Genomic DNA, 25,255 nt, shown 5'->3' with positions numbered 1-25,255 from the left:
GGCCGGGGTCGTGGGACGGGGCGACGCGGGAACGGTCGGGGTCGTGGACGGGGCCGGGCTGCCGACGGCGACGGTCGAACCCTCGCGCCGGCTGGAGGCCGCCACGTAGTGCAGGTCCTGCACCGAGGGCGAGCTGGTGACGACCTTCGGCGAGGTGACGGCGGCGACGGTGCTGCTGCCGCGGGTCACGACGGCGGTGACGGCGCCGGTGGCGAGCGGGACCACGCAGGTGTCCACCCCCGCGTCGACCTGGCACGAGTGCTTGGTGCCGCCGACGGTGACGGTCACGGTGCCGGGGGCGGTGAGGAAGGTCGTCGCCTCGACGGTGTCCTGGGCGTCGGTCCCACCGCGCAGCCGCATCGTCTTGCTCTGCGCGGTGGTCTGCTTGGCCGACACGGACTGGGTGCGGTGGGTGACGTAGACGGTGTCCCGCTTCACGGCCGGGGCGGAACCCGTCTTGAACCAGGACACGTAGTAGGCGTTCATGTCCAGGAACGACCAGCCCTGGTCGACCGACGGGGCGATCTGGCTGCCCTCGGTGTAGTCGTTCCAGGTCGGGATCTGCACCCAGTCGGCACCGGTGTTGCGGGCGATCGCCCAGGTGTTGCGCAGGTTCTGGGTGTTCGCCGCTTCGTCGTAGATGCCCTGGTTGGGACGCTCGTCCTGCACCGAGACGGGCTGCATCCACTTCAGGCCGAGGTTCTCGACGGCCTTCGCGCGGGTGGTCGGGGCGGCGGCGGCGTCGGTGGAGTTCCAGGCGGGGTTGCGCGAGCCCCAGTTCGAGACGCCGTAGGCGATCGACTTGAAGGAGCTCAGGCTGCTGCGCTCGTCCAGCGACAGCGGGAAGAACGCGACAGGCTTCTGGTACTTGGTCTTCATGGTGGACATGAAGTCGCTCCACCAGGCGGCGTTCCGGCTGTCGGCGTGGAACGGGGCGACGACGAGGCGACCGTCGGCGAGGCGGTGCGCGGCGGGGCTGCCGGCCAGGTCGGCCATCGCGGCGGCCAGGGTGTCCGGGGTGGCGGAGGATCCACCGGCGGTCATGTCCGGCATCAGCAGGATGGTGAAACCGCCGACGTTGGCGGCGGCCTGGAGCAGCAGCTGCTGGTTCGCGTACAGCGGGCTGGTCTTGTTGATCGACAGCAGGTCCACGCTGAAACCGTCGATGCCGGCCGACTTCGCCTGGCGCACCTCGAGTTCGAAGTTCTTGAGCTTCCAGTCGGAACCGGACTGCTTGGCGACCGGGAGGGGACGGTCGCGCAGGAACCCGCCGTAGGCGGCGTGCTTGCCGCTCTCGCCGGTCGGCGTCAGGTAGTTCCGGGCGTAGTAGTCGTTGGCCGGGTCGGCGTTGTCCAGCGAGAGCGGCAGCGACGGCATGTAGTGGGCGAAGACGAGCTTCCCGTGAGCGGCGGCCGCGGAGGCCGACGGCATGTCGAACGGGAGGACGTCGTTCGTGGTGAACGCGCTGGCGCTGGTGCGGTCGCCGGTCGCCGCGGTCGCCGTGGTGGCGGTGACGAGCGGGACGAGCGTCGCGGTGGTGACGGCGGTCGCACCCAGCAGCGCGGTGAGGACGCGCTTGGTGCGGGTGGTGCCGGTGCGGAGCTGGGGGGACAGACGCATCGGGGGTTCCTCCGAGGTGGGGGGGCGTGTAACGAATCTCTGACCGGTTTCGATGTGCGGTGAACTACTCAGAACTTCGGGTCCCCCCACGGGCCCCTTTAGCCGGTCGGCGCGGTGCGACTGCGCGTGACGATCTCCCACGTCCGGCGTTTCCGGTTCCGGGTGCCCCCGGCCTCTGCTGAGCCGAACGGGTGAAGGATCTCGCTCTGCGTCAGGAAACGGCGGTCGCGTAGATCGTCTCGAGGCGGGTGGTGACCGCCGCCATCGAGAACTGCGAGTGTGATGTGCGCCACGCGGCGCTGCCCGCGGCGGCCAGCGCCCCGGGTCGGGTCAGCAGGTCGCGCACCGCGTCGAGCAGGTCGGCGGGGTCGGGACCGACGACGGCACCGGCCCCGCCGGCCGCGATCGCGGGGGCGAGCCCGCAGTCCTCCACGACCACGACGCCACGGCCCGCGGCCATCGCCTCGAGCACGGCGACGGGGAACGGTTCGGCGACCGAGGGCAGCACCACGAGCGAGGCGGCGGCCAGCCGGTCGGCGACGGCGGACGGCGACAGCGCCCCCTCCCACCGCAGCCGGGGGTCGGCGGTGGCCGCCACGACGCGGCGGACGGCCGGCCCCTCCCCCTCGTCGGGTCCCACGAGGGCGAAGTCGGCGTCGATCCCCTCCGCCAGCAACGCGGCCGCCGTCGAGGCGAAGAGCGCCGGACGTTTGCGGGCCACGAGCCGGCCGAGGAAGAGGACACCGGGCCGGGCCGGCAGGGGCGGCACCGGGTCGACGTCCGGGATGCCGTTGGTGAGGCGCTGCCACCCCGGACCCGCCGGGACGAGGGCACGCAACCCCGCCTCCTCGGCGGGGGTCAGGTGCAGGACGGCGGCGGCACGGCGCAGGACGGTGCGGGTGGCCAGGGCGTCGAGCGGGCCGGCCAGCGGGTGCGAGCTCGGGACGACCATGCCGTGGGGCTGCAGCACCAGCGGGGTGCCGACGGCCAGGGCGAGCCGGGCCACCGGCAGGGTGACGAGGTCACGGGCGAGGTGGGCGTGCACGACGTCGGCCCAGCGCAGCGCTCGCCGGGCGTCGGCGAGCAGCGCGGGCGAGGTCAGACCGCTGAACCCGGCCCCGGGCAGCACGCCGTGGAGACGGTGGGCCCGCAGCGGGGTGCCGCCGAGCTCGGTGGGTACCGGGCCGGGGTAGCCGCGGGCGCCGGCGAGGACGCGGACGTCGTGGCCCCGGGCCCGCAGGGCGGACGTCTGGTGGGTCGCGACCGCGACCGGTCCCCCGAACGCCCCGTCCGGCGAGACCAGCGTCAGCACGTGCAGGACGCGCACCGGCTCAGCGCCCCGGTTCGATCGCCTGCGGGGCGAGGACGGTGGCGCCGGCCGGCACGTCGCGCACGACGAGGGCGCAAGCCCCCACGACGGCCCCGCTGCCCACGACGACCCCCCGCAGGACGGTGGCCCGGGCGGCGATCCAGGCCCCGTCGCCGACCTCGATGGGCGCGTTGTCGAACTCGAAGGTGGGCGACCGGTGGTCGTGGCTGCCCGTGCAGAGCAGCACGTCCTGGGAGATGCAGACGTCGTGCCCGAGGACGACGGGTTCCAGGTTGAGCACCCAGGCGCCCTGACCGATCCAGCTGTCGGCCCCGACGGTCAGCTTCCAGGGCCAGTGCACGCGCACCCCGTGGCGGATGAGGACCCCCGCACCGATGCGGGCTCCGAACGCCCGCAGCAGGGCGACCCGCAGCGCGGCGGGGCACCACCACCGCACCACGACGAGACCCGAGACGAGCTGCCAGGCGATCTGCCACAGCGGGCCCCGGCCCTTGTCGTAGCCGGCGCCCGTGAACCCGGACAGCCGCCGGATCACGCCACCGGCTCCAGGGCACGCCGGTACCAGTCGTAGGTCGCCGCGACGCCGTCGGCCAGAGGTGTGGACGCGCTCCAGCCGAGGGCGCGCAGCTTCGACACGTCGAGCAGCTTGCGCGGGGTGCCGTCGGGCTTCGACGCGTCCCACTCGATCCGGCCGCGGTACCCGGCGACCCCGGCGACCAGTCCGGCGAGTTCGGCGACCGTGACGTCGGACCCGGTCCCGACGTTGACCGGGTCGGGGTCGTCGTAGTGGCGCAACAGGAAGAGGCACGCCTGCGCCAGGTCGTCGACGTGCAGGAACTCCCGGCGCGGGGTGCCGCTCCCCCAGCACGTGACCACGGGGACGTCGTCGCGGGCGGCCTCGTGGAACCGGCGCAGCATCGCGGGCAGGACGTGCGAGGCCTCGGGGTCGAAGTTGTCGTGGGGGCCGTAGAGGTTGGTGGGCATCGCGGAGATCCACGGCAACCCGTACTGGCGACGGACCGCCTGCACCTGCAGGACACCGGCGATCTTGGCGATCGCGTAGGCGTCGTTCGTGGGCTCCAGCGGGCCGGTGAGCAACGAGTCCTCGCGGATGGGCTGCTCGGCGAACTTCGGGTAGATACAGGAGGAACCCAGCAGCAGCAACCGCGGCGTCCCGACCGCGACGGCCGCGTCGAGGACGTTCACCTGGATCCGGAGGTTGTCGGAGAGGAACTGGGCCGGGAACGTCGAGTTCGCACCGATGCCGCCGACCTTGGCGGCGGCCAGCACCACGACGTCGGGCCGCACCTCGTCGAAGAACCGGTCGACGGCGGGGCGTTCGCGCAGGTCGAGTTCGCCGGAGGTCCGCACGACGAGGTTGCGGAACCCCTCGGCCTGCAGCCTGCGCAGCACGGCCGACCCGACCAGTCCGCGGTGACCGGCGACGTAGACCGTCGACTCCGGGTCGAGGGGCCACCGTTCGTGACCAGTGGGGGCGTCCATGGCTCGAAAGGTACAGGTCCGGTGACCCGATCGGCAGACAGATGTCCCTCTCAGATGATTGTATGCTCACTACGAGTGACCACGCAGTCCACGGGGGGCGACGGATGCGCAAGATTGCGCTCATCACGGGCATCACGGGTCAGGACGGCTCCTACCTGGCCGAACTGTTGCTGGAGAAGGGCTACGCGGTCCACGGACTGGTGCGGCGGTCGTCGTCGTTCAACACCGCCAGGATCGACCACCTGTACCAGGACCCGCACGACCCGCACGCCCGGTTCTTCCTGCACTTCGGGGAACTGACCGACGGCTCCCGGATGGTGACCCTGCTCGACGACATCCGTCCCGACGAGGTCTACCACCTCGCCGCGCAGTCCCACGTCCGCGTGAGTTTCGAGGAACCGGAGTTCACCGGCGACACCACCGGACTCGGCACCACGCGCATCCTCGAGGCCATCCGCATGATCGGCCTGCAGTGCCGGTTCTACCAGGCATCCAGTTCGGAGATGTTCGGCGCCACCCCACCTCCGCAGTCCGAGGTCACCCCGTTCCACCCGCGCAGCCCCTACGGCGCGGCCAAGGTCTACGGGTACTGGATGACGCGCAACTACCGCGAGGCGTACGGGATGTTCGCGGTGAACGGCATCCTCTTCAACCACGAGTCCCCCCGCCGAGGTGAGACGTTCGTCACCCGGAAGATCGCCGCCGCGGCCGCCCGGATCGCCGCCGGCAAGCAGGACACCCTCTACCTCGGCAACCTCGACGCCGTCCGCGACTGGGGTTACGCCAAGGAGTACGTCGAGGGCATGTGGCGGATGCTGCAGCAGGAGCGACCGAGCGACTACGTCCTCGCCACCGGGGTCGGCACCTCGGTCCGGGAGTTCGCGCAGAACTGCTTCGAGTCGGTGGGCCTGGACTGGCGCGACCACGTCGCGCACGACGAGCGCTACGAACGGCCCTCCGAGGTCGACGCGCTCATCGGTGACCCGTCCAAGGCCCGTCGTGAACTCGGCTGGAGCGCTACCGTGCAGGCCACGGAACTCGCGCAGTTGATGACCGAGGCCGAACGGCGCGCCCTGGTGTCGCCCGTCGCCCGCTGAGGAGGAACCCCGCCGATGCCCGGCAGCACGCAGCGCACCCGGGAACCGGTGGGGACCGCGGAACCGGGGCACGACTCCTCGACCACGGCGCTGGCCCTGGGTGCCGCGGTCGTCCTGGGCGTCGTCGTCCCACTGCTCGTGGTGCGCTTCACCCCCGACCCGGCACCGGCGGACACGTTGTGGCGCTGGGCGATCGCGTTCACCGTCCTCGTGGGGGCGCGACTCGGCTGGGTCGTGGTGACCGCCCCCCGACGCCTGTTCGAGGTCGTGTTCTGGATCTTCGTGTACGTCTTCCTGGCCCTGGCCCCGGTGGTCCAGCTCCGGTCGGGACAGCACCCCGGGACGACCCCGCGTCCGCACGTCGAACTGCACGCTCAGGCACTGCTCGCCGTCGTCGTGGGCACCGCGGCCGTCGCGCTCGGGATCGCCGTCGGTCGGCGGCGGCGGGTGGCTGCGCGCCTCGGTGAGGTCCCGCGACGGCGGGCCGTCGTGCTCGCGGTGCTCGCGCTGCTGCTGTTCGGCTACTACACGTGGAAGACCGGGTTGCCGGCGATGTTCGCGGCTCGGGACACCCGCAGCGCGGCCGCCCTGGCGGCCTGGCCGGACCCGGCCGTCAACGCCGTCGTCCGCTCGTTGGCGACGTTCCCGCTCGTCGTCGCGTTCGTGGCGCTCGTGCGGATCCCGGCCCGCCGCGGCCTGCTGCTGGTGGTGGGGGCCGCGATCGTCGTCTCCATGAACCCGATCTCGAGCCCGCGCTACGTCGCGGGGACGGCCGGGCTCTCGGTCGTCGTGGCGCTGGGGGCCATGGCGACCAGGGCCAGGGCCCGCGCTTTCGGTCTGGGTTTCGTCGCCGCGCTGCTGCTGCTCTACCCGGTGGCCGACGCCGCCCGGCGGGTCGTCGCCGAGGTGAACACCCGCGGCGCGCTGCCCCCGACCCTGGACGTCATGACCTCGGGCGACTTCGACGCGTTCGAGCAGATCACCAACGCCGTCTGGTACGTCCGCGACCTCGGGTCGACCGACGGACGGCAACTCCTCGGCACCGTGCTGTTCTGGGTCCCGCGGGCCTTCTGGCCGGACAAACCGACCGACACCGGGATCCTGCTCGCCAACGCGCGCGAGTACCGCTTCAGCAACCTCTCGGCGCCGTTGTGGGCGGAGTTCCTCGTCAACGGCGGCTTCCTGCTGCTGGTCGTGGGGATGCTGCTCGTCGGTTACGTCGTGGCCCGCGCCGACGCCGGCGCCGACCTCGGGTTCCGCACCGGGCGCCGCCCCGTGCTGGCGGTCGTGATGCCGTTCTACTTCGTCATCCTGCTGCGGGGTTCGCTGTTGCAGGCCATGGCCGGCTTCCTCGTGATCCTGGCCTGCGGGCTCTTCGTCGAGCGGACCCGCCGGGCCGGGCCGACCGGCCCGGCGGGTCGTCACGTGCTGCTGCTCGACCGACCGATCAGCTGAACTGCAGGTCCAGGGTCGGCCGGGCGTCGACCCGGCTCTGCTCCCGGGTCCACAGCGTCAGGTTGTCACTGCCCGAACCCCGGATCGCCAGCGTCACCGTGGTCCCGGGGGTCAGCGCCCCGGGGGTCAGCACCACCGCGAACGACTGCTCAGGGGTCGTGCCGCCCGGAACGGTGCCGAGGACGACGGAACCCGACACCGGCTTGTTCCTCCAGGTCAGCGTGCCCTCCCCCCAGCTCCCCGTCGCCAGTCGCACCGACGCGGTGTCGGTGGAACCGGCCAGCTTGTCGCTGGAGGTCCGCAGTCGCAGGGTGGCTCCGGTCAACGTGGTCCCCGCCGGAGCCGCCGGCACGTCGAAGCGGAGGTAGGCGATCGCCCCCTGGTCCCCCCGCGACGTCATCTGGGTGCTGGTCCCGTAGTTCGTCCCCGGCGACCCCTCGTTGGCGAAGGTATCGGCGGTCGGGACGAGGTTGACCGTCGGAGCGCCCTGCTGCAGGGTCACCGCGACCTCCGGCGAGGCGGGCGAGGTGTTCCCCGCGGCGTCCTTCGCCGTGACGCGGTAGTACCAGGTCCCCGTCGCCGGGTCGTCGGTCGCCGTCGTGGTCGTGGGGTTCGCGACCGCCGTGGCGGCGGAGGGGGTGAAGCCCGACGTTCCGGAACGGTGCACGACGTAGCTCGTCACGCCGACGGCGTCCGTGCTCGGCGTCCAGGTCAGTCGCACCTGGTCCCCTTCGACGGTCGCCGTGGGCGTGCCCGGCACCGTGGGCGGGGTGGTGTCGGCCGAAGCCGCACCCCGGGCGATCTCGACGTGGCGGGCGACCTGCGCCGCGGACAGCGCCTTGGCGTAGTAGGCCGTCTCGTCGAGGGACCCCACGAAGCTCGTGTTCGTCGGCTTGTCGGGCCAGGCCGTCGAGATGGTGTCGCCCCCCACCCGCCAGTACCCGGAGACGTTCTGGTTGGTCGTCGTGGAGTTCGAGGAGACCTTGGCCCCGTCGACGTAGAGCACCATCCCGGACGAGCCCTGGGTCGCGGCCACGTGGTGCCACTGACCGTCGTTGTAGGACCCGGTGGTGGAGAGGGTGACGACCTTGCCGCCGGCGAGGACCCCGAACACGAGCCGCCCGGAGTTCGTCATGTACACGTGCTTGTCGTTGCTGCTGGAGTTCAGCGTGCGGCGGTCGCCGAACCCCATGATCTTCCCGCCGGCCGTGGTCGTCGTCTTGAACCACGTCTCCTCGGTGAAGGACTTCGGAGCCGCGTAGCGGACCTCGGAGAAGATGGTGCTGCCCCCGCCGTTCAGCGTGCGCGCCGTGCTCGGGTCGTCGCCGACGGCCCCGGGGACGCGGAACGTGGCGCCACCGTTGAGGGCACCGCTCTGGTTGGCGATGCTGTCGGAGACGAGGACGTCACCCGCTTCGTCGTAGCGCCAGAGGAACACCGCACCGTCGGCGCGGACCTGCTCCGCGTAGGCCGACGTGGTGCCGCGCACGGTGATCCCGCGCCAGTCGGTCGTCCTGGTGGTGTTGCCGTCGCTGACCTCCACCCGGTACCTCGGGGTGGAACCCACCGTCAACCCGGAGTCGAGCACGGTGGACTGCGGCCGGTTCCAGAACCACGAGGTGGCACTGGTGGTGGCGATCGGGGCGGTGGTCCCCTCGCGGTAGACGCGGTAGGTGAGGGTGGAGTCGTCGAGGTCGAGGGACCGTCGCCAGGCGACGCGCACCTGCCCCGGCGCGGGGGACGTCAGCAGGAACGGGGTCGCCGAGGGCGCGGCCTGTTCGGGACCGCTGCCGAACCGCGTGATGCTCTGCTGGGCCACCCCGTTGACGTTGGTGAACTCCCCGACCCCCCACAGCACCGCTCCGCGGGAGGCGGTCTGGGCGATGGTGATGGCGCGCGGCCCGATGTGCTCGCCGATGCCGTCGTCGGTGTTGGGGAACCACGACAGCAGACTGGGTTTGTCCCCGGTCTGGGTGGTCTCCGCGAGGAAGTGGTAGCGCTGCTCGTCCGGGTAGGCGCTGATCGGGCGGCAGTCGTGCGCGTGCGAGGCGCTGTAGAGGACGCCCTGGTAGACCGCGACGGCCTGGGTCGCCCCGAGGCAGCCGTCGCGCCAGCGCTGCGTCCAGGTGTCCCAGTCGACGGCGAAGCGACCGTCGAAGGACCCCGTGCCGTACCCCTCGTTGGCGACGTAGAACCCGGTGGCGTCCACCGCGATCGCCTTGACCCGCGAGGAGGCGGGGACGTAGGCGGGCGTGAAGCGGCGGACCGCCGTCCCCGTCGTGGCGTCCACCACGACGAGCCCGTGCGAGGCCGCACCGGTCGCGGTGTCGAAGAGTCCCCCGAGCACCACCTGGCCACCGGAGGGACGCAGGGCGAGGGCCAGCACGTCGTCGTCCAGCGCGGGGTCCCAGGCCGTGAGCGTTCCGGGGGCGGTGGTGGTGGCGCCGACGGTGACAGCGGTGACGGCGGCCGCCTTCGAACGCACGGCGGCGCCCACCTTCGTGAACGAACCGCCGAACCAGACGGTCTGGGCGTCGGTGACGATGCTGCGGACGGGACCGTCGGGCAGCGGGGCGAACCTCGTGATCAGGGTGCAGCTGGCGATGTCGATCGCGGCGAGCTGCTGGCGGGGCGTGCCGGAGACGGTGTCGAAGCTGCCGCCCACGTAGAGGGTCGCGCCGTCCGGGGAGACGGCCAGCGCGCGGACGGTGGCGATGCCGTTCTTCAGGGTGAACGTCGGGGCGCAGGCCGTGGGTTCACCGGTGGCCGCGTCGAACACGGCGAGGTTCGTGCGGGGTTGTTCCCCCGTCCCGGCGGCGGCCCCGGGGGGGCGGACGGAGGTGAACGTCCCGCCGACGAACACCCGGCCCCCCGCGTTGGCGACCGCCCAGGCCACCCCGTTGGCCTGCCAGCTGGGCAGGGCCGCGGCGCCGAAGGCCACCGGTGCCTGGATCGCGGAAGCCGGGGTCACCGTCGCGACCAGGACGGCCGCCACGACCGCGAGGGCCGGCAGGACCCTCCTCAGCGGGTGAGTTCGCGCCGTTCGCTGCTGGAGGTCACCGGCGTGTACGGGAGGTAGACGACTCTGACGCCGCGGGCGGCGAACTCCTTCTCGAGGTGCATCCACTTGGGGCTTCCCTTCCAGTCGTCGCCCTTGAAGACGACGTCGAACCCGACGTCGGTCCACGTCGCGAGCTTGTCGGTGGTGGTCTCGAGGTGCACCGCGTCGACGACCCGCATGGCGGCCACGATCTCCAGCCGTTCCCGTTCGCCGATGACGGGCCGACGGCCCTTCTGGGCGAACGCGACGTCGTCGGAGACGACCCCGGCGATGAGGTGGTCGCAGTGGATCCGCGCGCGGCGCAGGATGTTGAGGTGGCCGATGTGGAACATGTCGAACACCCCGGGGACGTAGCCGGTGACGGCGCGGTGGCCGAGGGTCCCGCGCGAGCGGCCGGTCACCGCGCACCGTCGGAGGCGAGCTGGGCGTACCAGTGCCGCGACAGGGCGACGAGCATCGCGGTGTGGGCCAGGGCCAGGGCCAGGTAGACGAACCCGAACACCTGCGGGAAGCCCCAGAGCAGGAACGCGGCGCTGATCACGCCGTGGTCGACCGGCAGCAGCAGCACCGGGGACAGCCGGCTGGCTCCGGTCGCCTCGGACCGGCCGCCGCCCCGGGCCTCGTGCAGCTTGGCCGCCAGGGTCCCGCCCTGGAACATCACCAGCGAGACGAGGACGAAGAGCAGCGGGACGAGGAGCCACCCACCGCTCACCCCGTTCCGGTACCAGGCGATGAGCACCGCCGAGTGCAGGCAGACCTTCACCCCGCAGTCGACGACGTGGTCGAGCCACTCCCCCGCGGGCGAACCGCCGCCGGTCAACCGTGCGAGCTGCCCGTCGGCGGAGTCGAGGGCGAAGGCGAAGACCAGCGCGAGCCCCGCGAGGGCCCCCGTCAGCGGCCCCGGCGTCGGCAGGGCGATGAGGGCCGCGCCGAGCAGGGACACGAACGCGCTGGCCCAGGTGATCTGGTCCGGGGTCAGCCGCAGGGTCGCGGCCAGGGCCGCGAGCCAGCGACCGGCGGGGCGGTTGACGCGGGAGGAGTAGAGGGACACGCCGCGGGACGGCTTCTGGGCGGTGCGCAGGCGTTCGTGGTGGCTGCGCACCGACGCGTCCCCGGCCTCGGGCGCGGGGGTCCCCTCGGCGTGCAGGTGGGTCACTTCTACCCCGATCTCGTGCAGTCGGTCCTGGGTGCGGTCGTCGGCCGGGGAGCGGTCGTCGACGAACAGCTCGTCGAAGCGGACGGACTCCCAGACTTCCAGGGTGTCGGGGTGGTCCAGGGCGAGGGCCACGTCGACGCAGCGCAGTTCGGAGACGATGAGGAGCCGTTCGGTGAAGGGGACGACGGGCCGCCGGCCGTGTAGGAGCTCGGCGAGCTCGTCGGTGGCGACGCCGACGCAGAGCAGGTCGCAGCGGGTTCGGGCGTCCTCCAGCAGGTGCAGCTGGGTGGCGTCGAAGAGGTCGAAGGCGCCGGCGGCGAACCCCACGCGCCCGTCGGCGAGACGGTGACCGGGATGACCGGGATGACCGGGGCGGACGGCACCGGGGGTGGACAGGCGGGTCGTCTCGTCGTCAGGCATCGGCGTTCCGCAGGGTTCGGGCGGGCGCCGGCTCGGGCGCCGGCCGGGTGAGCAGGCTGTGCCAGCCGAGGCCGGTCTGGACCCCGGCGGCGAGGGCCACGGCGGCGGCCACGGCCCGGACGTCGCCGGTCGTCGCGGCCAGCGCGGTGCCGGCGACGACGGAGAGCACGGTGGCGACGACGCGCTGGCGCAGCAGGTCACCAGCGTGTTCACGGACCTTCAGGCCCAGGACGGCGGCGGTCCCGAGCGCGGTGAGGACGTACTCGGTGACGGTGAGGGGCAGGACGGTCGCGGCCCCGGTCCACGTCTCGCCGAACGCGGTGCGTCCCCAGCTGTCCGGCAGCAGCAGGAGGCACGTCCCCCAGAGCGCGGTGCCGACGCCGAGGACGAGGGCGGCGCGCGCGCAGAAGCGGCGGTCGCCGTCGCGGGCGCGGCGCACGAGGGTCGGGGCGAGGCTGAGGGAGACGTAGGCGAAGGCGACGTTGACGGGACCCATCGCGGTGGCGGCGGCCCGCAGGCTGCCGGCGGCGGCGGGGTCGATGAGGTGGGCCGCGACGGTGAGGACGGCGAGCAGCCCGAGGGAGGCGATGACGCTGTTGGCGGCCAGCGACGCGGCGAGGGGGTCCTCGCGTCGCGCGAGGCGCACCAGCAGGTCCCGGCCGGCGCGGACGTCGGGGCGGGTGCGCAGGCCGACGAGGGCCACGACGAGGGCGAGCGCGGCGCCGCCGGCCCAGACGAGCAGCGTCGTGCGGCTGTCGGTGCGCAGGAGCAGGGCGACGCCGACCAGGGCCAGCCAGCCGAGGTCGGAGACGAGGGCGACGTCGGGTCGCCCGGCGGCGACGGCGCCGAAGCGCAGGACGTCCTGGGCGCAGACCACCGGGGTCGCGAGGCCGACGAGGAGTTGCAGCGCGGGGTCGTGTCCGCTGGTGAGCAGCAGTCCGGCTCCGGTCACGACCGCGGCCGTGGGCACGGCGAGCAGGGTGAGCGCGCCGAGGACCCCGGCGGTGACCCGGTGCGCGTGGTCGTGGTCGGGCGTGAGGGTGATCCGCGTGCCCAGGGCCGCGCGCGTGAGGGAGAGGACGAGGACCAGGACGGCGTAGCCGAGGGAGAAGCGGCCGAAGGTGTCGGCGTCGAGAGCCCGGGCGAGCAGGACGAGGGCGAGGACGTTGGAGGCGCTGGAGGCGGCCTGGTCGAGGAGGGCGTTCAGCGAACGCCTCACGAGGCACCGAACCCGACGGTGCCCCACTTGCGGCGCCGGTAGGCGGTGTAGGCGGCGGCGTAGAGCGGGTAGGCGAACTTGACCGCCGCGGCGGGGGCGGCGACCCCGAGGCGGCCGTGCCGGCTGAGCCGGAGGAGCCCGCCGAGGGTGATGGCGCTGCGGGCGTCGCGGCTGGCGCAGGGGCCACGGCCCGCGTGCTCGCGGCGGTCGCGGCGGATGGCGTCGTTGAGCAGGGCGAGGTAGACGAAGCGGTACTCGAAGAGGAGCAGGTCGTCGCGCAGCTCGTGGCGGTGGCCGGGGTGCTCGCTGCGCAGGACCTCGACCTGGGCGCGGACGTGGTCGCGGACGTCGAGCAGGTCGCGGGTGCGGGTCTCGCGGCTGTTGAGGATGGACCCCTCGCGCAGGACGTAGGTGTAGAGGCGTTCGTCGAGCAGTTCGGTGCGCTGGGAGCGGGCGAGCAGGGTGGCGACGCCGGCGAGGTCGGAGTGGGCGCGGGTCGCGGGGAAGCGGACGGCGGGGCGGTGACCGCGGGCCTCGAAGAGCTCGCGGCGGAAGAGCTTGTTCCACAGGTGGCCCTGCAGCTCCCCGCGCAGCAGCCGGCGGAACGCGTCGACGGGTCCGGTCACGTTCTCCTGCAGCGGTTCTCCCAGCGGCGTGCGGGTGGCGCGGTCGGCCCGGCGGGTCCAGGCGTCGCAGACGACGACGTCGGCGTCGGTGCGCCGGGCGCGCTCGCTCAGCCGTGCGGTGATGTCGGGTGACCACTCGTCGTCGCAGTCGGTGAACCAGACGTAGTCGGCGGTGACGTGGTCGAGGGCGCGGTTGCGGGCGCCGGCGACCCCGGTGCGGGTGCTGTTGCGCAGCAGGGTGGCGCGGGGATCCTCGCGGGCCCAGGTGCGCAGGGTCTCGGACGTGGAGTCGGTGGAGGCGTCGTCGACGAGGAGGAGCTGCAGGTCGGGGTCGGTGAGGGCCTCGACCTGGGCGCGGGCGGCGGCGAGGTGGTGCTCGCCGTTGTGGACCGCGAGGACGATGCCGACGCGGGGAGGGGTCATCGGGAGATCACCTGCGGGCCAGCAGGTGTTCCGGGTCGTCGACGTCACGGTCCTCGAGGGTGAGCGCGCGGCGGCGGACGGCCTGGTCGCGGGCGGTGGCGGCGAGGACGCCGAGGACGAGGCCGCCGGCGAGACCGATCCCGATGCCGGTGGGGACGTCCGGTGAGGAGGGGGTGGTGGGCGCGGTGGCGGGGCTGGTGACCGTGGCGTCGACGATCTGCTTGCCACCGGACGTGTCCTGCTCGAGGGTCTCGATGGTGGTGGCGAGGGCGTCGGCGGTGGCGCCGGCGAGGTCCTGCGCGTGTTCGGGGGTGGCCGCGTGGGCGGTGACGCGGAGCAGGACGGTGCCCGGCGGGACGGTGGCGGTGACGGAGTCGGCGAACTGCGCGGCGCTGAGCCCGAGGCCGACGCGGGTGTCGACGCTGGTCGCGATGTCAGGCGAGTCCACGAGCTGGGCGTAGGTGCTCATGCGGCCCAGGACGAACTGGGAGGCGGAGTAGGAGCCGCCGCCGGAGTCGTTCTGGCCGTTGAGGACGCTGCCCACGAACAGCTCGGTGCTGGAGGCGTAGCTGCGGGGCGAGAGGTAGGCCCAGCCGCCGGCGGCGAGCGCGCCGAGCAGGATGCCGGCGACGATCCAGGTCCAGCGGCGGCCGACGAGGCGGAGGTGGTCGATCAGTTCCACGGCGTCTCCCCGAGATCCCGGATCCAGTGGTCGTAGGCGTCGATGGCGGCCCCGGCGCCGAGGCGGCTGGCGGCGTAGGTGGGGCCGGCCGCGGCGAAGCGGCCGGCGAGGTCGGGTCGCTCGGCGAGGCGGCGCAGACCGGCGAGCGCCGCGGCGGGGTCGCCGGGGTCGACGCGCAGGCCGGCACGGGCGGCGTCGAGTTCGGCTGCGGCGGCGGAGTCGTCGTGGGTGGCGGCGAGGACGGGGCGGCCGGCGGCGAAGTAGGAGGTGAGTTTGCTCGGTGCGCACATGTCGTGCAGGCCGGGTAGTTCGTTGAGGAGCAGGACGTCGGCGGCGGCGAGGTGGGCGGTGAAGTCGGCGTCGGGGACGGGGTCGATGAACTGCACGTTGGGCAGGTCGGCCGCGAGGGCCTGCAGGGCGCGGCGGCGGGCGCCGTCGCCGAGGAGGACGAAGTGGTGGGGGGCGCCGTCGGCGAGGGCGAGGCGGGCGGTGTCGAGGACGTTCTCGAGGTGCTGCTTGGCGCCCATGTTCCCGGCGTGCAGGACGACGGGGGTGCGGGGGTCCCAGCCGTGGCGGGCGCGGACGGCGGTTCCGGCGGCGGCGTCGGCGCGGGTGACGTGGGTCCAGTTGGGCAGGACGGTGAGGTTGTCGGCGGGGACGCCGAGGGCGGTGACGGCGGGTCGGAAGCGTTCGTGGGCGAGGGCGACGCCGGTGGCGCGTCGCAGGAGGCGGCCTTCGAGGCGGGCCGCGACGCGCAGGGCGGCTCCTCCGGCGCTGGTGGTGTCCACGGCGGTGCGGCTGTAGACGTCCTGGACGACGACCCCGACGGGGGCGTGGGCGGCGTGGCCGTGGGCGAGGGCGGCGGCGACGGAGAGCAGGGCGGGGCTGACGGCGACGACGACGTCGGTGAGGGTGCGGGTGAGGCGGTGGTGGGTGAGCGCGGCACCGGCGGCGAGGGCGAACCCTGCTTCGAGGCCGACGCGGCCGGCGCCGAGCGGGGCGCTGGGCACGGGGTGCCAGACGCGGGTGACGTGGACGTCGCCGTCGTTCTCGTGGCGCACGACCCCGGGGTAGTCGGGGTCGCGGCGCCAGGCGGGGTAGTGGGGCATGCCGGTGACGACGTGGACGCGGTGGCCGCGGGCGGCGAGGCCGCGGGCGACGCCGGTGGTGTAGGGCGCGATGCCGGTGGGTTCGGGCAGGTAGTTCAGCCCGACGAGGGTGACGTCGAGGCCGTCGGCGGCGCGGGTGGTGTGGACGAGTTCGGGCGTGCGTTCGATGCGCAGGTCGCTCGTTCGTCCTGTGCGTGGGCGTGTCGTCCCCATGCGGCGTTCCACAGTCGGCCCCCCCGGCGGTTCCGTGACATCCGTGAACGCACCGTAGCGGGTCATCGACCGATCAGGTCACGTTTCTCCGTTTTCGAACGCGGAGTGTCACGGGTCATCCGAAGTTCGTGCCGTTGAAGGCCGGGAGCACGTGGGTGAGCACGAGGACGTACACCACGGCGGCGGCGGCGAGGCGGTAGAGCACGAACGCGCGGTAGCTGTGGGTGGAGATGAAGCGCATGAGCCAGGCGATGACGACGTAGCCGACGACGAAGGCGACGATCGTGGCGGCGATCGTCGGGCCCCAGGCCACGGCGGCTCCGTCGTGGACCTCGCTGAAGAGCTGGAAGAAGCCGGAGAGGACGACGGCGGGGATGGCGAGCAGGAAGGAGTAGCGGGCGGCGGCCTCGCGGGTGTAGCCGAGCAGCAGGCCCATGGAGATCGTGCCGCCCGAGCGGGAGACGCCGGGGATCAGGGCGAGGGCCTGGGCGAGGCCGAACAGCACGCCGTGCTTCCAGGTGAGCTGGTCCAGGGTCCGTTCCTTGGCCCCGAAGCGGTCCGCCGCGCCGAGGACGAGGGCGAAGAGCCACAGCGTGGTGGCGATGACGACGAACCCGCGCAGGACGGTCTCGATGGAGTCCTGGAAGAGGAGGCCGAGCACCCCGATGGGGAGGGTGCCGAGGATGACCAGCCAGCCCATCCGGGCGTCGGGGTCGGTGCGCGGGACGCGGCCGAGCAGGGACTGCACCCAGCGGCTGATGATCCGGGCGATGTCCTTGCGGAAGTAGCCGATGACCGCGGCCTCGGTGCCGAGCTGGCAGATGGCGGTGAACGCCGCGCCGGGGTCGTCGGCCCCGATGAGGGTCCCGACGATGGCGAGGTGGGCGCTGGAGGAGATGGGCAGGAACTCGGTGAGTCCCTGCACGAGACCGAGGAAGGCGCCCTCGACGATGCCCATGCTCACGCGCGGGCACCCCCGCCCGGTCGGTGGGTGGGGGCGGTGGGCGGGACGGCGGTGAGCACGACGGGAACGCTAGCGGCTCCCCCGCCTGGCTCCCGTGCGCGCTCACGCGCAGGGCACCGAACCCTCACAAGGGGGTGGGGGAGTCCTCGTCGTCGGAGTCGTCGTCGGACTCGTCGTCCTCGGGGTCGTCGTCCTCGTCGTCCTCGTCGTCGTCCTCGCGGTCGTCCTCGACGTCGTCGTAGAGGACGAACGGGGTGACCTCGTCGTAGGCGTCGTAGAGCGCCTCCTCGTAGGCCTCGAAGGCGTCGGCGACCCGTTGGTAGGCGTCGGCGACGGCAGGGTCGGTCTCCCCGCGTCGGTTGGCCGAGGCTGCGAGGTGGTCCTCGAGCGTGGCCACGAGTCGTGCGAGGGCCGCGCGCGGGTCGTCCGTCATGCAGCGACCGTATCGGAGATCCACCCCCGGGTAGCGCGTCGGGTGCACCGCGTCGGGTGCATCATGGTGGGGATGTCTGATCACACCGGGCGTTCCGGCACCTCCGCGGCGGAGCAGTACGAGTACCGCGTCCTCACCCTGTCCCGCGAGACCACCCGTTCCGACGCGCGACGGCTGCTCACCGAGCACGCCGAGTACGGGCACTGGGAGCTGGCCCGGGTGCGCCTCTACATGGGCGGCAGCCGCAGGGTCTGGCTGCGTCGCAAGATCATCCGCGTCGCCAGGACGGCCTGAGCGTCCTACGCTGCGACGCCGTGGGAATCTTCCGGACGAAGAGCGTCGAGGACGCGATCGCGAGCACGGACGAACCGGGCCAGCGGCTGAAGAAGACGCTGGGGGCCTGGGACCTGACGGTCTTCGGGGTCGGGGTCATCATCGGGACGGGCATCTTCGTGCTGACCGGGGAGGCTGCGGGAACCCGCGCCGGGCCGGCGGTGTCGCTGTCCTTCGTGGTCTCCGGCGTCGTCTGCGCGCTCGCGGCGCTGTGCTACGCGGAGTTCGCCTCGACCGTCCCGGTGGCCGGGTCGGCGTACACGTTCTCCTACGCCAGCCTCGGTGAGGTGGTGGCGTGGATCATCGGCTGGGACCTCGTGCTCGAACTGGCGCTCGGCGCGGCGACCGTCGCCGTCGGCTGGTCCGGCTACGCCGCCGACCTCCTGGACCAGACCCTCGGCCTGGACGTGCCGGGATGGCTGTACTCCGACTCCCCCGGCCCGACGCAGCCGAACCTCATCGCGGCCGTCGTGGTCCTGGCGCTGACCGCGGTGCTCTGCGTGGGCTCGAAGACGTCGGCCCGCTTCAACGCCGTCGTCGTGTGCGTCAAGCTCGCCGTCGTCGCGGTCGTGATCGTGGCCGGGTTGTTCTTCGTGAAGACCTCGAACTGGTCGCCGTTCGTGCCGCCGACGGGGTCCGCGGGCGCCTCGGCCGCGCCGGTGGCCCCCTCGCTCTGGGCGGACCTGGGGGTGCCCCTGGGCACGTTCGGGATCGGCGGGGTGTTCACCGCGTCGGCCCTGGTCTTCTTCGCCTTCATCGGGTTCGACATCGTCGCGACCGCGGCGGAGGAGACGAAGAACCCCCAGCGCGACGTCCCCCGGGGCATCTTCGGGTCGCTGGCGATCTGCACCGTGCTCTACGTGCTGGTGTCGCTGGTCATCACGGGGATGGTCCGCTACGACCGGATCAGCGTGGAGGCGCCGTTGGCGAACGCCTTCCGCGACGTCGGGGCCGACCTCGTCGCGACGCTGATCAGCGTCGGCACGGTCGCGGGGCTGCTGACGGTCATGATGATCCTCATGCTGGGGCAGAACCGGGTGCTCTTCGCGATGGCGCGCGACCGGCTCATCCCGGCGTGGTTCTCGCAGGTGTCGCCACGCCGGGGTGTCCCGGTGCGCATCACCGTCGTGACCGGTGTCGTCGTCGCGGTCGTCGCGGCGCTGACGCCCGTCTCCGACCTCGCCGAGATGGTGAACATCGGCACGCTGTTCGCCTTCGTGCTCGTCTCGATCGGGGTGATCGTGCTGCGCCGCACCCGCCCGGACCTGCCGCGGGCGTTCCGGATGCCGGGGGTGCCCGTCCTGCCGGTGGTCTCGGCGGTGGCCGCGGTGGTGCTGATGGGCTTCCTGCCCGGGATCAGCTGGGTTCGGCTGGGGATCTGGATGGCGCTGGGGCTGCTCGTCTACGCCGCCTACGGGTACCGCCACTCCCGGCTCGCCCGGGCCTGACGTCCGGGAACAACCACGAGTGCTGTACGCTTCAACGAAGTACATGCAAACGCATGGACTTCCAGGAGGAGCGGGTCATGCAGTTCGGGATCTTCAGCGTCGGCGACATCACCCCCGACCCCACCACCGGTCGCGAGCCGAGCGAGCACGAGCGCATCAAGGCGCTGGTGACCATGGCCGAGCACGCCGAGCAGGTGGGCCTGGACGTCTTCGCCGTCGGGGAGCACCACAACCCCCCGTTCGTGCCGTCCGCCATGACCACCCTGCTGGGGTGGATCGCCGCCCGCACCACCCGGCTGACCGTCTCGACGTCCATCGCGCACATCACCACCAACGACCCGGTGCGCATGGCCGAGGACTACGCGATGCTGCAGCACCTCAGCGACGGCCGCGTCGACCTCGTCCTGGGCCGGGGCAACGACGGGCGCCTCTACCCCTGGTTCGGGCAGGACCCCCGCCGCGGCGTCGAGCTCACGGTGGAGAACTACCAGCTGCTGCGCCGGCTGTGGGACGAGGACGTCGTCGACTGGGAGGGGGAGTTCCGCACCCCGCTGCAGGGCTTCACCTCCACCCCCCGTCCCCTGGACGGCGTGGCGCCCTTCGTGTGGCACGGATCGATCCGGACCCCGCAGATCGCCGAGATCGCCGCCTACTTCGGTGACGGGTACTTCGCCAACAACATCTTCTGGCCCAAGGAGCACTACATCCGCCTCATCGACCTCTACCGGGAGCGCTACGCCCACTACGGCCACGGCACCCCCGAGCAGGCGATCGTCGGCCTCGGCGGCCAGGTGTTCATGCGGGCCAACTCCCAGGACGCGGTGCGCGAGTTCCGTCCCTACTTCGACAACGCCCCCGTCTACGGGCACGGGCCCTCGCTGGAGGAGTTCAGCGCGCAGACCCCGTTGACCGTCGGCTCCCCCCAGCAGGTGATCGAGAAGACGCTGACCTTCCAGGAGTTCTTCGGCGACTACCAGCGCCAGATGTTCCTCATGGACCACGCCGGGCTGCCGCTGAAGACGGTGCTCGAACAGCTCGACCTGCTCGGGGAGCACGTCGTCCCCGTGCTGCGCAAGGAGTTCGAGGCGCGGCGCCCGGCCGGTGTCCCCAGCGACCCGCCCTCGCACGCCGCGCGGGTCGCGGCGCGCGACGCGAAGGACGCCGGTGCCGCCGTCGTCTGAGGGCCGCACCGGCGCGGCCGTCGAGGCCTGGGAGGCGTTGTTCCGGGTCCAGTCGACGTTGCTGCGCCGGTTCGCCGAGCAGGACGTGTGGGGGGGGTTGAGCGTGCGCGAGTACGACGTGCTCTACACGCTCTTCCGCTCCCCGCAGGGACGGTGCCGCCTCGGCGAGCTCAGCGAGGACGTCTACCTCCCGCAACCCTCCCTCAGCCGACTGGTGGACCGCCTCGCCCGGCGGGGGTTGCTGACCCGCGAGGCCGACCCCACCGACGGGCGCGGCGTCGTCGTCGCGCTCACCGGGACCGGCGCCGCGCTGCGGCGCGAGGTGGGCGGACGGCACGCGGCGAGCATCGCCCGGGAGCTGTCCGTCCTCGACCGCGACGAACTCGCGGAACTCACACGCCTGTGTGCGAAGGTCCTCCCGGCGTGACCGCGTCGCTCCAGCTGCCGTAGGAGCCCAGCCCCTCGCCGTCGACGACCTCGACGGCGGCCCCGGCCGGGTCCCCGACGCCCGCGAAGCACACCTGGAACGTCACCGTCTGGCCCGGTGAGAGGTCCGGGAGGTCGTAGGCGTCGGGGCTCACGGCCTCCCCGCAGTCCGTCGCCGAGAACTCCTCGCCGTCGGCGGCCTCGAGGTAGCCGTACAGGTCGTAGTACGCGCTGCCGGTGTCGGTCCCCGTATACTGCGCGCTGACGTCGGCGTAGAGCACGTCGCCCTCGGTGTGGACGGAGTCCACGCTGACGACGTACTGGTCGAGGGCCGCGGACTCCCCGTAGCCGAACTCCCCCACCGACGCCCCGGTGGAGTCGCCGTAGGGCTGCGGCGCGGCGTCGTACTCCCCCTCCGCCCACTCCTGGTCGAGAGCACCGCTGATCCCCAGCAGCAGGAACGAGCCGTAGACCACGAACAGCACGACCGTCACGACGACGCCGACCAGGGCCCCCACCCCGCCGGTGACGAGCCCCACGATCGCCAGGCCGCGCCCCGGCGTGCGCTTCGTCAGCACGATCGCGCCCGTGACGATCCCCGCCACGCCCAGCCCGAGCGCGAGCAGGCCGATCACCGGCGCCAGGACCACCGCGAGGATCCCCGCGACCAGGGACACGACCGCCAGGGCGGACGACGGCTGCTGCTGCGGGTACGAGGGGTACGGCGGGGGCGCGGGGTACGGCGAGGACATCCCTCCAGTGGAGCACCACGGACCCCGCCCGGTGGCCGGGCGTGCGTCCGTCTCGCCCGGTCGGATCAGTCGACGGGGCCCCCCTGCGGCGGCGCCGGGGCGAAGGAGCTGTGGCGGTGCAGCTCGGCGTAGCGACCCCCGCGCGCCAACAGTTCGTGGTGGGTTCCCCGCTCCACGACCCGCCCGGCCTCGAGCACGAGGATCAGGTCGGCGTTGCGCACGGTGGAGAGCCGGTGGGCGATGACGATCGCCGTCCGGCCCTCCAGCGCCTCGTCCAACGCGGCCTGGACGGCGACCTCGGAGGTGGTGTCCAACGACGCCGTCGCCTCGTCGAGCACCACGACCCGGGGCTGGGCCAGCAGCAACCGCGCGATGGTGAGCCGTTGCCGTTCCCCGCCGGAGAAGCGGTACCCCCGCTCCCCCACGACCGTGTCCAGACCGTCCGGGAGCGCGGCCACCAGTTCCCCCAGCCGGGCCCGGCCCAGCGCCTCGAACAACTCCTCGTCACTCGCCCCCGGAGCGGCGAGGCGCAGGTTCGAGCGCAGCGACTCGTGGAACAGGTGCCCGTCCTGGGTCACGACCCCCACGGTCTCGCGCACCGAGGCGAACGTCAGGTCGCGGACGTCGCGACCCCCCACCCGCACGGTGCCGTGGTCGACGTCGTAGAGGCGCGCGAGGAGCTGGGCCAGCGTCGACTTGCCCGCGCCGGAGGACCCCACGATGGCCACGACCTGACCCGGCTCGACCCGGAAGGACACGTCGTGGATGACCTCCACCCCGCCCCGGGTGTCCAGGGTCGCGACCTCCTCCAGCGACGCCAGCGACACCTCCGAGGCGGCGGGGTAGGCGAAGCGGACGTTCTCGAACTCCACCCCCGCCGGACCGGCGGGCACCGTGGTCGCCGTCGGCTTCTCCTGCACCAGGGGCACGAGGTCGAGGACCTCGAACACCCGGTCGAAGCTGACCAGCGCGCTCATGACGTCGATCCGCGCGCTGGCCAGCGCCGTCAGCGGCGCGTAGAGCCGGGTCAGCAGCAGGGCCAGCGCGACGATGTTGCCGGCGTTCAGGGTGCCCGCGATCGCCGCGAGCCCGCCGACCCCGTAGACGACCGCGAGCGCCAGCGCGGAGACGGTGGTGAGGGCGGTGACGAAGACGGCCTGGCGGATGGAGCTCTTGACCCCGATGTCGCGCACGGAGCGGGCCGCGCCGGCGAAGGAGCGGGACTCCTCGTCGGGTCGGCCGAAGAGCTTGACGAGGGTCGCCCCGGGGGCGGAGAAGCGTTCGGTGGTCTGGTTGATCATGGCCGCGTTGAGGACGGCGGCCTGCCGGGAGAGCTGGGCGAGGTGACGGCCCATCCGCCGGGCGGGGAGGACGAAGATCGGCAGCAGGACCAGGGCGATCAGCGTGATCTGCCAGGAGATGCCGATCATGACGACGGCGGTGAGGACGACGGCCACGACGTTGCTGACGATGCCGGAGAGGGTGTCGCTGAACGCCCGCTGCGCACCGAGGACGTCGTTGTTGAGGCGGCTGACCAGGGCACCGGTGTGGGTGCGGGTGAAGAAGGCGACGGGCATCCGCTGGACGTGGTCGTAGACGCGGGTGCGCAGGTCGAGGATCAGGTCCTCGCCCAGGGTGGAGGAGAGCCAGCGCACGACCAGGCCGAGGCCGGACTCGGCCAGGGCCACCGCGGCGATGAGGAGCGCGATGGTGACGACCCGGCCCCGGTCGCCGGCCCCCACGGCGTCGATGGCCCGGCCCGCGAGGACGGGCGTGGCGACGGCGAGCACGGCCAGCACGACGCTGCCGCTGACGAAGAGGGTGAGGCGGCGGGAACGTTCGCGGGCCATCGCGAGGACGCGACGGACGGTGCCGGGGCGGAAGGGTTTCTGGTCGGGAGCGGCCATGGCCCGCCACATCGAGGTCCTGGCGACGTTCTCCATGCTCATGGCTCGACGCTAGGGGGTGCAGCGCGCTGCAGCTCCACCCGGTCCCGGCGACGACCGGGCCGCTCGACTGCGACGTCAGCCGCGGAGCACGCCGAGGAAGTCCAGGGTGACCTCGTCGGGGTAGTTCCCCGTGGCGTGCATCTCGAGCAGTTCCGCACCGGTGAAGCCCAGGGACAGCAACCGCAGCGACCGCAGCGCCGAGGTGGTGGGCCCGGCCGCGTCGTCGCGCAGGACGCGCTCGACCTCGCGGGCGGCGTCCCGGACGGCGAGGACGTCGAAGCCCTGCAGGGCGAGGAACCAGCCGGCCGCGACGGCGGCCTCGCGCAGGCTCCCCCCGTCCCGTCGGCTGGTGAGGGCGTGGCGGAAGGCGTCGGCCCGGTGCTGCGCCTCGTGGGCGAGGTGCGGGTCGCTCACGAGGTCGCGGTGGCGTCGCTGCGCGGGGGCGAGGTGGCGGCGGCCGTGGTCGCGGGAGCTGCGCCAGGCGCCCGGGTGCACGAGGAGGGTCAGCGCCTCCGCGGTGAGGACGTCGAGCGGGAGGGCGGCGACCTCCGCGCTGACGGTGTGGACCGGGCGGGTGCGCGCGAGGTGGGCCCGCAGGTGGTGGTCGTGACGTTGCTCGGGGACCCCGGGACCGAGGAAGCGCGGCAACGGCCACTCGCCCGGCAGCAGGCCGTGCGGGGGCTCGACGTCGAGGGCGGGCCGGCACGCCGCGCACCCCTGCGGCGGGGTGGTCTGCAGTCCGAGCGCCTCGGGGCCAGGGTTGGGCAGGTCGCCGAAGGAGTTCACCCGGAGCAGGACGACCTCCAGCCCCGCGTCCTGGCAGGCGTGGACGTTCGCGCGCTGGACCGTGCTGAGGCTCGTGGTGGGGGTGAGGACGCGGAGGAGGTGGGGACGGTCCGCGAAGCGGCCGCGGGTGTCCCCGCCCGGCCAGGTGAGGTGGGTGGGCCAGCCGGTGCGGCGGGCCGGCCAGTCCCCGCGCGCCCAGCGCAGCAGGTGCGCCAGCACGGGCACGGGGACGACGTCGAGGACGGTGTGCACGGCGCGCCGGTCGCACTCGTCGTCCGGGACGGCTCTCGGGGCCAGGGAGGCCCGGTGCTCCGCGGTGGCCTCCCAGCGGTCCTCGACGTGGCGGTGCAGGTCGGGGTGGTCCTCGAGGTCGGCGGGGAGGTCGGTCGGGAGGACGCCGAGGAGGTCGGCGACGACGGTGGGGCCGAAGGCCATGACGTGACGGCCCCGGGCCAGGAGGTGGTGGAGGGCGTAGCGCTCGGGGGAGACGGCGGTGCGGGGGTCGTCGTCGGGGTGGGTGAGGAGTGCGTCCCGCCCGGTCAGCGTCCAGGCGAAGAGGTCCTCGGTGGGGACGACGAGGCGGGGTGGCACGCGCGGCACGGTAGTCGCTGGGTCACGCCCAGCCGGGGAGGAGCGCGGCGAGGAGTTCGACCTTCTCCAGGGTCAGGGTCCCGTCGCGGTGGGCCTGGACGATCTCGGCGGCGCTGAGGCCGGCGTGGGCGGCGGCGAGGACGAGGGTGAGGTCCATCCCCGGCAGGTGGGGGGCGAGGTCGGCGTGCAGGCGGGCGTAGGCGAGGACGTGGGCGGGGTCCAGGGTGCGGCGGTGGCCGGCGAGGACGTGGTGGGCGCGCAGGACGCTGGTGGGTTCGCCGCGCTGGAGGGGCCGACCGTCGAGGTGGGTGGCGACGACGCGGGTGCCGAGGGCGGTGACCTCGACGTGGTGGCCGGTCTCGCGGGCGAGGTCGGGCAGCAGGAGGTGGCGGTAGAGGTCGGCGAGCGCCGCGGGCCAGTCGAAGGGGGGTTGGTCCTTGCCGCTCCACAGGACGCGGGGCAGGCCCCAGTCGGGGTC

General features: G+C 73.1%; 23 protein-coding genes. 6 read left to right on the top strand and 17 right to left on the bottom strand.

Annotated elements, in window-relative coordinates:
* The 4 genes from AC0I8G_RS24990 to AC0I8G_RS24975 form a co-directional block, all read right to left on the bottom strand.
* Window positions 1–1,620: glycoside hydrolase family 71 protein (locus AC0I8G_RS24990; protein ID WP_471732357.1), on the bottom strand; the 1,620-nt coding region annotated here is incomplete at its 3' end.
* A 211-nt stretch (window positions 1,621–1,831) separates the two neighbouring features.
* Window positions 1,832–2,947, bottom strand: coding sequence for a glycosyltransferase (locus AC0I8G_RS24985; protein ID WP_471732356.1), 1,116 nt, complete (start codon window positions 2,945–2,947; stop codon window positions 1,832–1,834).
* Window positions 2,948–2,951: 4 nt separating this feature from the next.
* Entirely contained in the window at window positions 2,952–3,485 is a 534-nt protein-coding gene (locus AC0I8G_RS24980; protein WP_328296068.1) for an LbetaH domain-containing protein, read from the bottom strand.
* Complete coding sequence (locus AC0I8G_RS24975) at window positions 3,482–4,453, bottom strand: GDP-L-fucose synthase family protein (protein ID WP_471732355.1); 972 nt, start codon at window positions 4,451–4,453, stop codon at window positions 3,482–3,484. The genes AC0I8G_RS24980 and AC0I8G_RS24975 overlap by 4 nt, the downstream gene beginning before the upstream one ends.
* A 104-nt stretch (window positions 4,454–4,557) precedes the next feature.
* Here AC0I8G_RS24975 and gmd point away from each other — a divergent pair, with 104 nt between their 5' ends.
* The gene (gmd, locus tag AC0I8G_RS24970) at window positions 4,558–5,550 is read left to right on the top strand and encodes a GDP-mannose 4,6-dehydratase (protein ID WP_380256550.1); all 993 of its coding nucleotides are present in this window, start codon (window positions 4,558–4,560) and stop codon (window positions 5,548–5,550) included.
* Between the two features lie 15 nt (window positions 5,551–5,565).
* On the top strand, window positions 5,566–7,005 hold the full coding sequence (locus AC0I8G_RS24965; protein ID WP_471732354.1) for an oligosaccharide repeat unit polymerase: 1,440 nt from the start codon (window positions 5,566–5,568) through the stop codon (window positions 7,003–7,005).
* Here AC0I8G_RS24965 and AC0I8G_RS24960 read toward each other — a convergent pair.
* The 9 genes from AC0I8G_RS24960 to AC0I8G_RS24920 all read right to left on the bottom strand — a co-directional run bounded on the left by AC0I8G_RS24960 (window position 6,998) and on the right by AC0I8G_RS24920 (window position 17,311).
* A complete protein-coding gene (locus AC0I8G_RS24960) occupies window positions 6,998–10,000 on the bottom strand; it encodes a CBM96 family carbohydrate-binding protein (RefSeq protein ID WP_471732353.1) in 3,003 nt (1,000 codons plus the stop codon). The genes AC0I8G_RS24965 and AC0I8G_RS24960 overlap by 8 nt on opposite strands.
* Window positions 10,001–10,026: 26 nt before the next feature.
* A complete protein-coding gene (locus AC0I8G_RS24955) occupies window positions 10,027–10,467 on the bottom strand; it encodes an FAD synthase family protein (RefSeq protein WP_328296063.1) in 441 nt (146 codons plus the stop codon).
* A complete protein-coding gene (locus AC0I8G_RS24950) occupies window positions 10,464–11,642 on the bottom strand; it encodes a CDP-alcohol phosphatidyltransferase family protein (RefSeq protein ID WP_471732352.1) in 1,179 nt (392 codons plus the stop codon). Before AC0I8G_RS24950 ends, AC0I8G_RS24955 begins: the two co-directional genes overlap by 4 nt.
* Window positions 11,635–12,861 carry an MATE family efflux transporter gene (locus tag AC0I8G_RS24945; protein WP_471732351.1) on the bottom strand — a complete coding sequence of 409 codons (1,227 nt, stop codon included), beginning with the start codon at window positions 12,859–12,861 and terminating at the stop codon, window positions 11,635–11,637. The genes AC0I8G_RS24950 and AC0I8G_RS24945 overlap by 8 nt, the downstream gene beginning before the upstream one ends.
* Window positions 12,858–13,910 (bottom strand): glycosyltransferase family 2 protein, encoded by a 1,053-nt coding sequence (locus AC0I8G_RS24940; protein ID WP_471732350.1) that lies wholly within the window; start codon window positions 13,908–13,910, stop codon window positions 12,858–12,860. The genes AC0I8G_RS24945 and AC0I8G_RS24940 overlap by 4 nt, the downstream gene beginning before the upstream one ends.
* Window positions 13,911–13,917: 7 nt before the next feature.
* Window positions 13,918–14,592: a YveK family protein gene (locus AC0I8G_RS24935; RefSeq protein ID WP_471732349.1), complete on the bottom strand. Its 675-nt coding sequence runs from the start codon at window positions 14,590–14,592 to the stop codon at window positions 13,918–13,920.
* Window positions 14,583–15,914, bottom strand: a complete 1,332-nt coding sequence (locus tag AC0I8G_RS24930; protein WP_471732348.1) for a glycosyltransferase family 4 protein — start codon at window positions 15,912–15,914, stop codon at window positions 14,583–14,585. Before AC0I8G_RS24930 ends, AC0I8G_RS24935 begins: the two co-directional genes overlap by 10 nt.
* Window positions 15,915–16,029: 115 nt before the next feature.
* Window positions 16,030–16,872, bottom strand: a complete 843-nt coding sequence (locus AC0I8G_RS24925; RefSeq protein WP_380256792.1) for an undecaprenyl-diphosphate phosphatase — start codon at window positions 16,870–16,872, stop codon at window positions 16,030–16,032.
* A gap of 130 nt (window positions 16,873–17,002) precedes the next feature.
* A complete protein-coding gene (locus tag AC0I8G_RS24920; RefSeq protein ID WP_471732347.1) occupies window positions 17,003–17,311 on the bottom strand; it encodes a primosomal protein in 309 nt (102 codons plus the stop codon).
* Window positions 17,312–17,383: 72 nt separating this feature from the next.
* On the opposite strand from AC0I8G_RS24920, the gene AC0I8G_RS24915 reads away from it, so the two are divergent.
* From AC0I8G_RS24915 to AC0I8G_RS24900, 4 genes are all read left to right on the top strand, one after another.
* Entirely contained in the window at window positions 17,384–17,605 is a 222-nt protein-coding gene (locus AC0I8G_RS24915; RefSeq protein WP_471732346.1) for a DUF5703 family protein, read from the top strand.
* A 20-nt stretch (window positions 17,606–17,625) separates the two neighbouring features.
* Entirely contained in the window at window positions 17,626–19,092 is a 1,467-nt protein-coding gene (locus AC0I8G_RS24910; RefSeq protein ID WP_471732345.1) for an amino acid permease, read from the top strand.
* A 77-nt stretch (window positions 19,093–19,169) separates the two neighbouring features.
* Window positions 19,170–20,273 carry an LLM class flavin-dependent oxidoreductase gene (locus AC0I8G_RS24905; protein ID WP_471732358.1) on the top strand — a complete coding sequence of 368 codons (1,104 nt, stop codon included), beginning with the start codon at window positions 19,170–19,172 and terminating at the stop codon, window positions 20,271–20,273.
* Window positions 20,257–20,700, top strand: a complete 444-nt coding sequence (locus tag AC0I8G_RS24900; protein WP_471732344.1) for a MarR family winged helix-turn-helix transcriptional regulator — start codon at window positions 20,257–20,259, stop codon at window positions 20,698–20,700. Before AC0I8G_RS24905 ends, AC0I8G_RS24900 begins: the two co-directional genes overlap by 17 nt.
* Here AC0I8G_RS24900 and AC0I8G_RS24895 read toward each other — a convergent pair.
* The 4 genes from AC0I8G_RS24895 to AC0I8G_RS24880 form a co-directional block, all read right to left on the bottom strand.
* The gene (locus AC0I8G_RS24895; RefSeq protein ID WP_471732343.1) at window positions 20,666–21,451 is read right to left on the bottom strand and encodes a DUF4190 domain-containing protein; all 786 of its coding nucleotides are present in this window, start codon (window positions 21,449–21,451) and stop codon (window positions 20,666–20,668) included. The genes AC0I8G_RS24900 and AC0I8G_RS24895 overlap by 35 nt on opposite strands.
* A gap of 65 nt (window positions 21,452–21,516) precedes the next feature.
* Window positions 21,517–23,400, bottom strand: a complete 1,884-nt coding sequence (locus AC0I8G_RS24890) for an ABC transporter ATP-binding protein (protein WP_471732342.1) — start codon at window positions 23,398–23,400, stop codon at window positions 21,517–21,519.
* 75 nt (window positions 23,401–23,475) lie between these two features.
* A complete protein-coding gene (locus AC0I8G_RS24885) occupies window positions 23,476–24,777 on the bottom strand; it encodes a hypothetical protein (protein WP_471732341.1) in 1,302 nt (433 codons plus the stop codon).
* 22 nt (window positions 24,778–24,799) lie between these two features.
* The coding region (locus tag AC0I8G_RS24880) for a hypothetical protein (RefSeq protein WP_471732340.1) at window positions 24,800–25,255 on the bottom strand (456 nt) is incomplete at its 5' end.

Source organism: Kineococcus sp. AC630 (genome assembly GCF_979255925.1).
The sequence above is the reverse complement of the archived record's forward strand: the minus strand, read 5'-3'. Positions and strand labels throughout refer to the sequence as shown.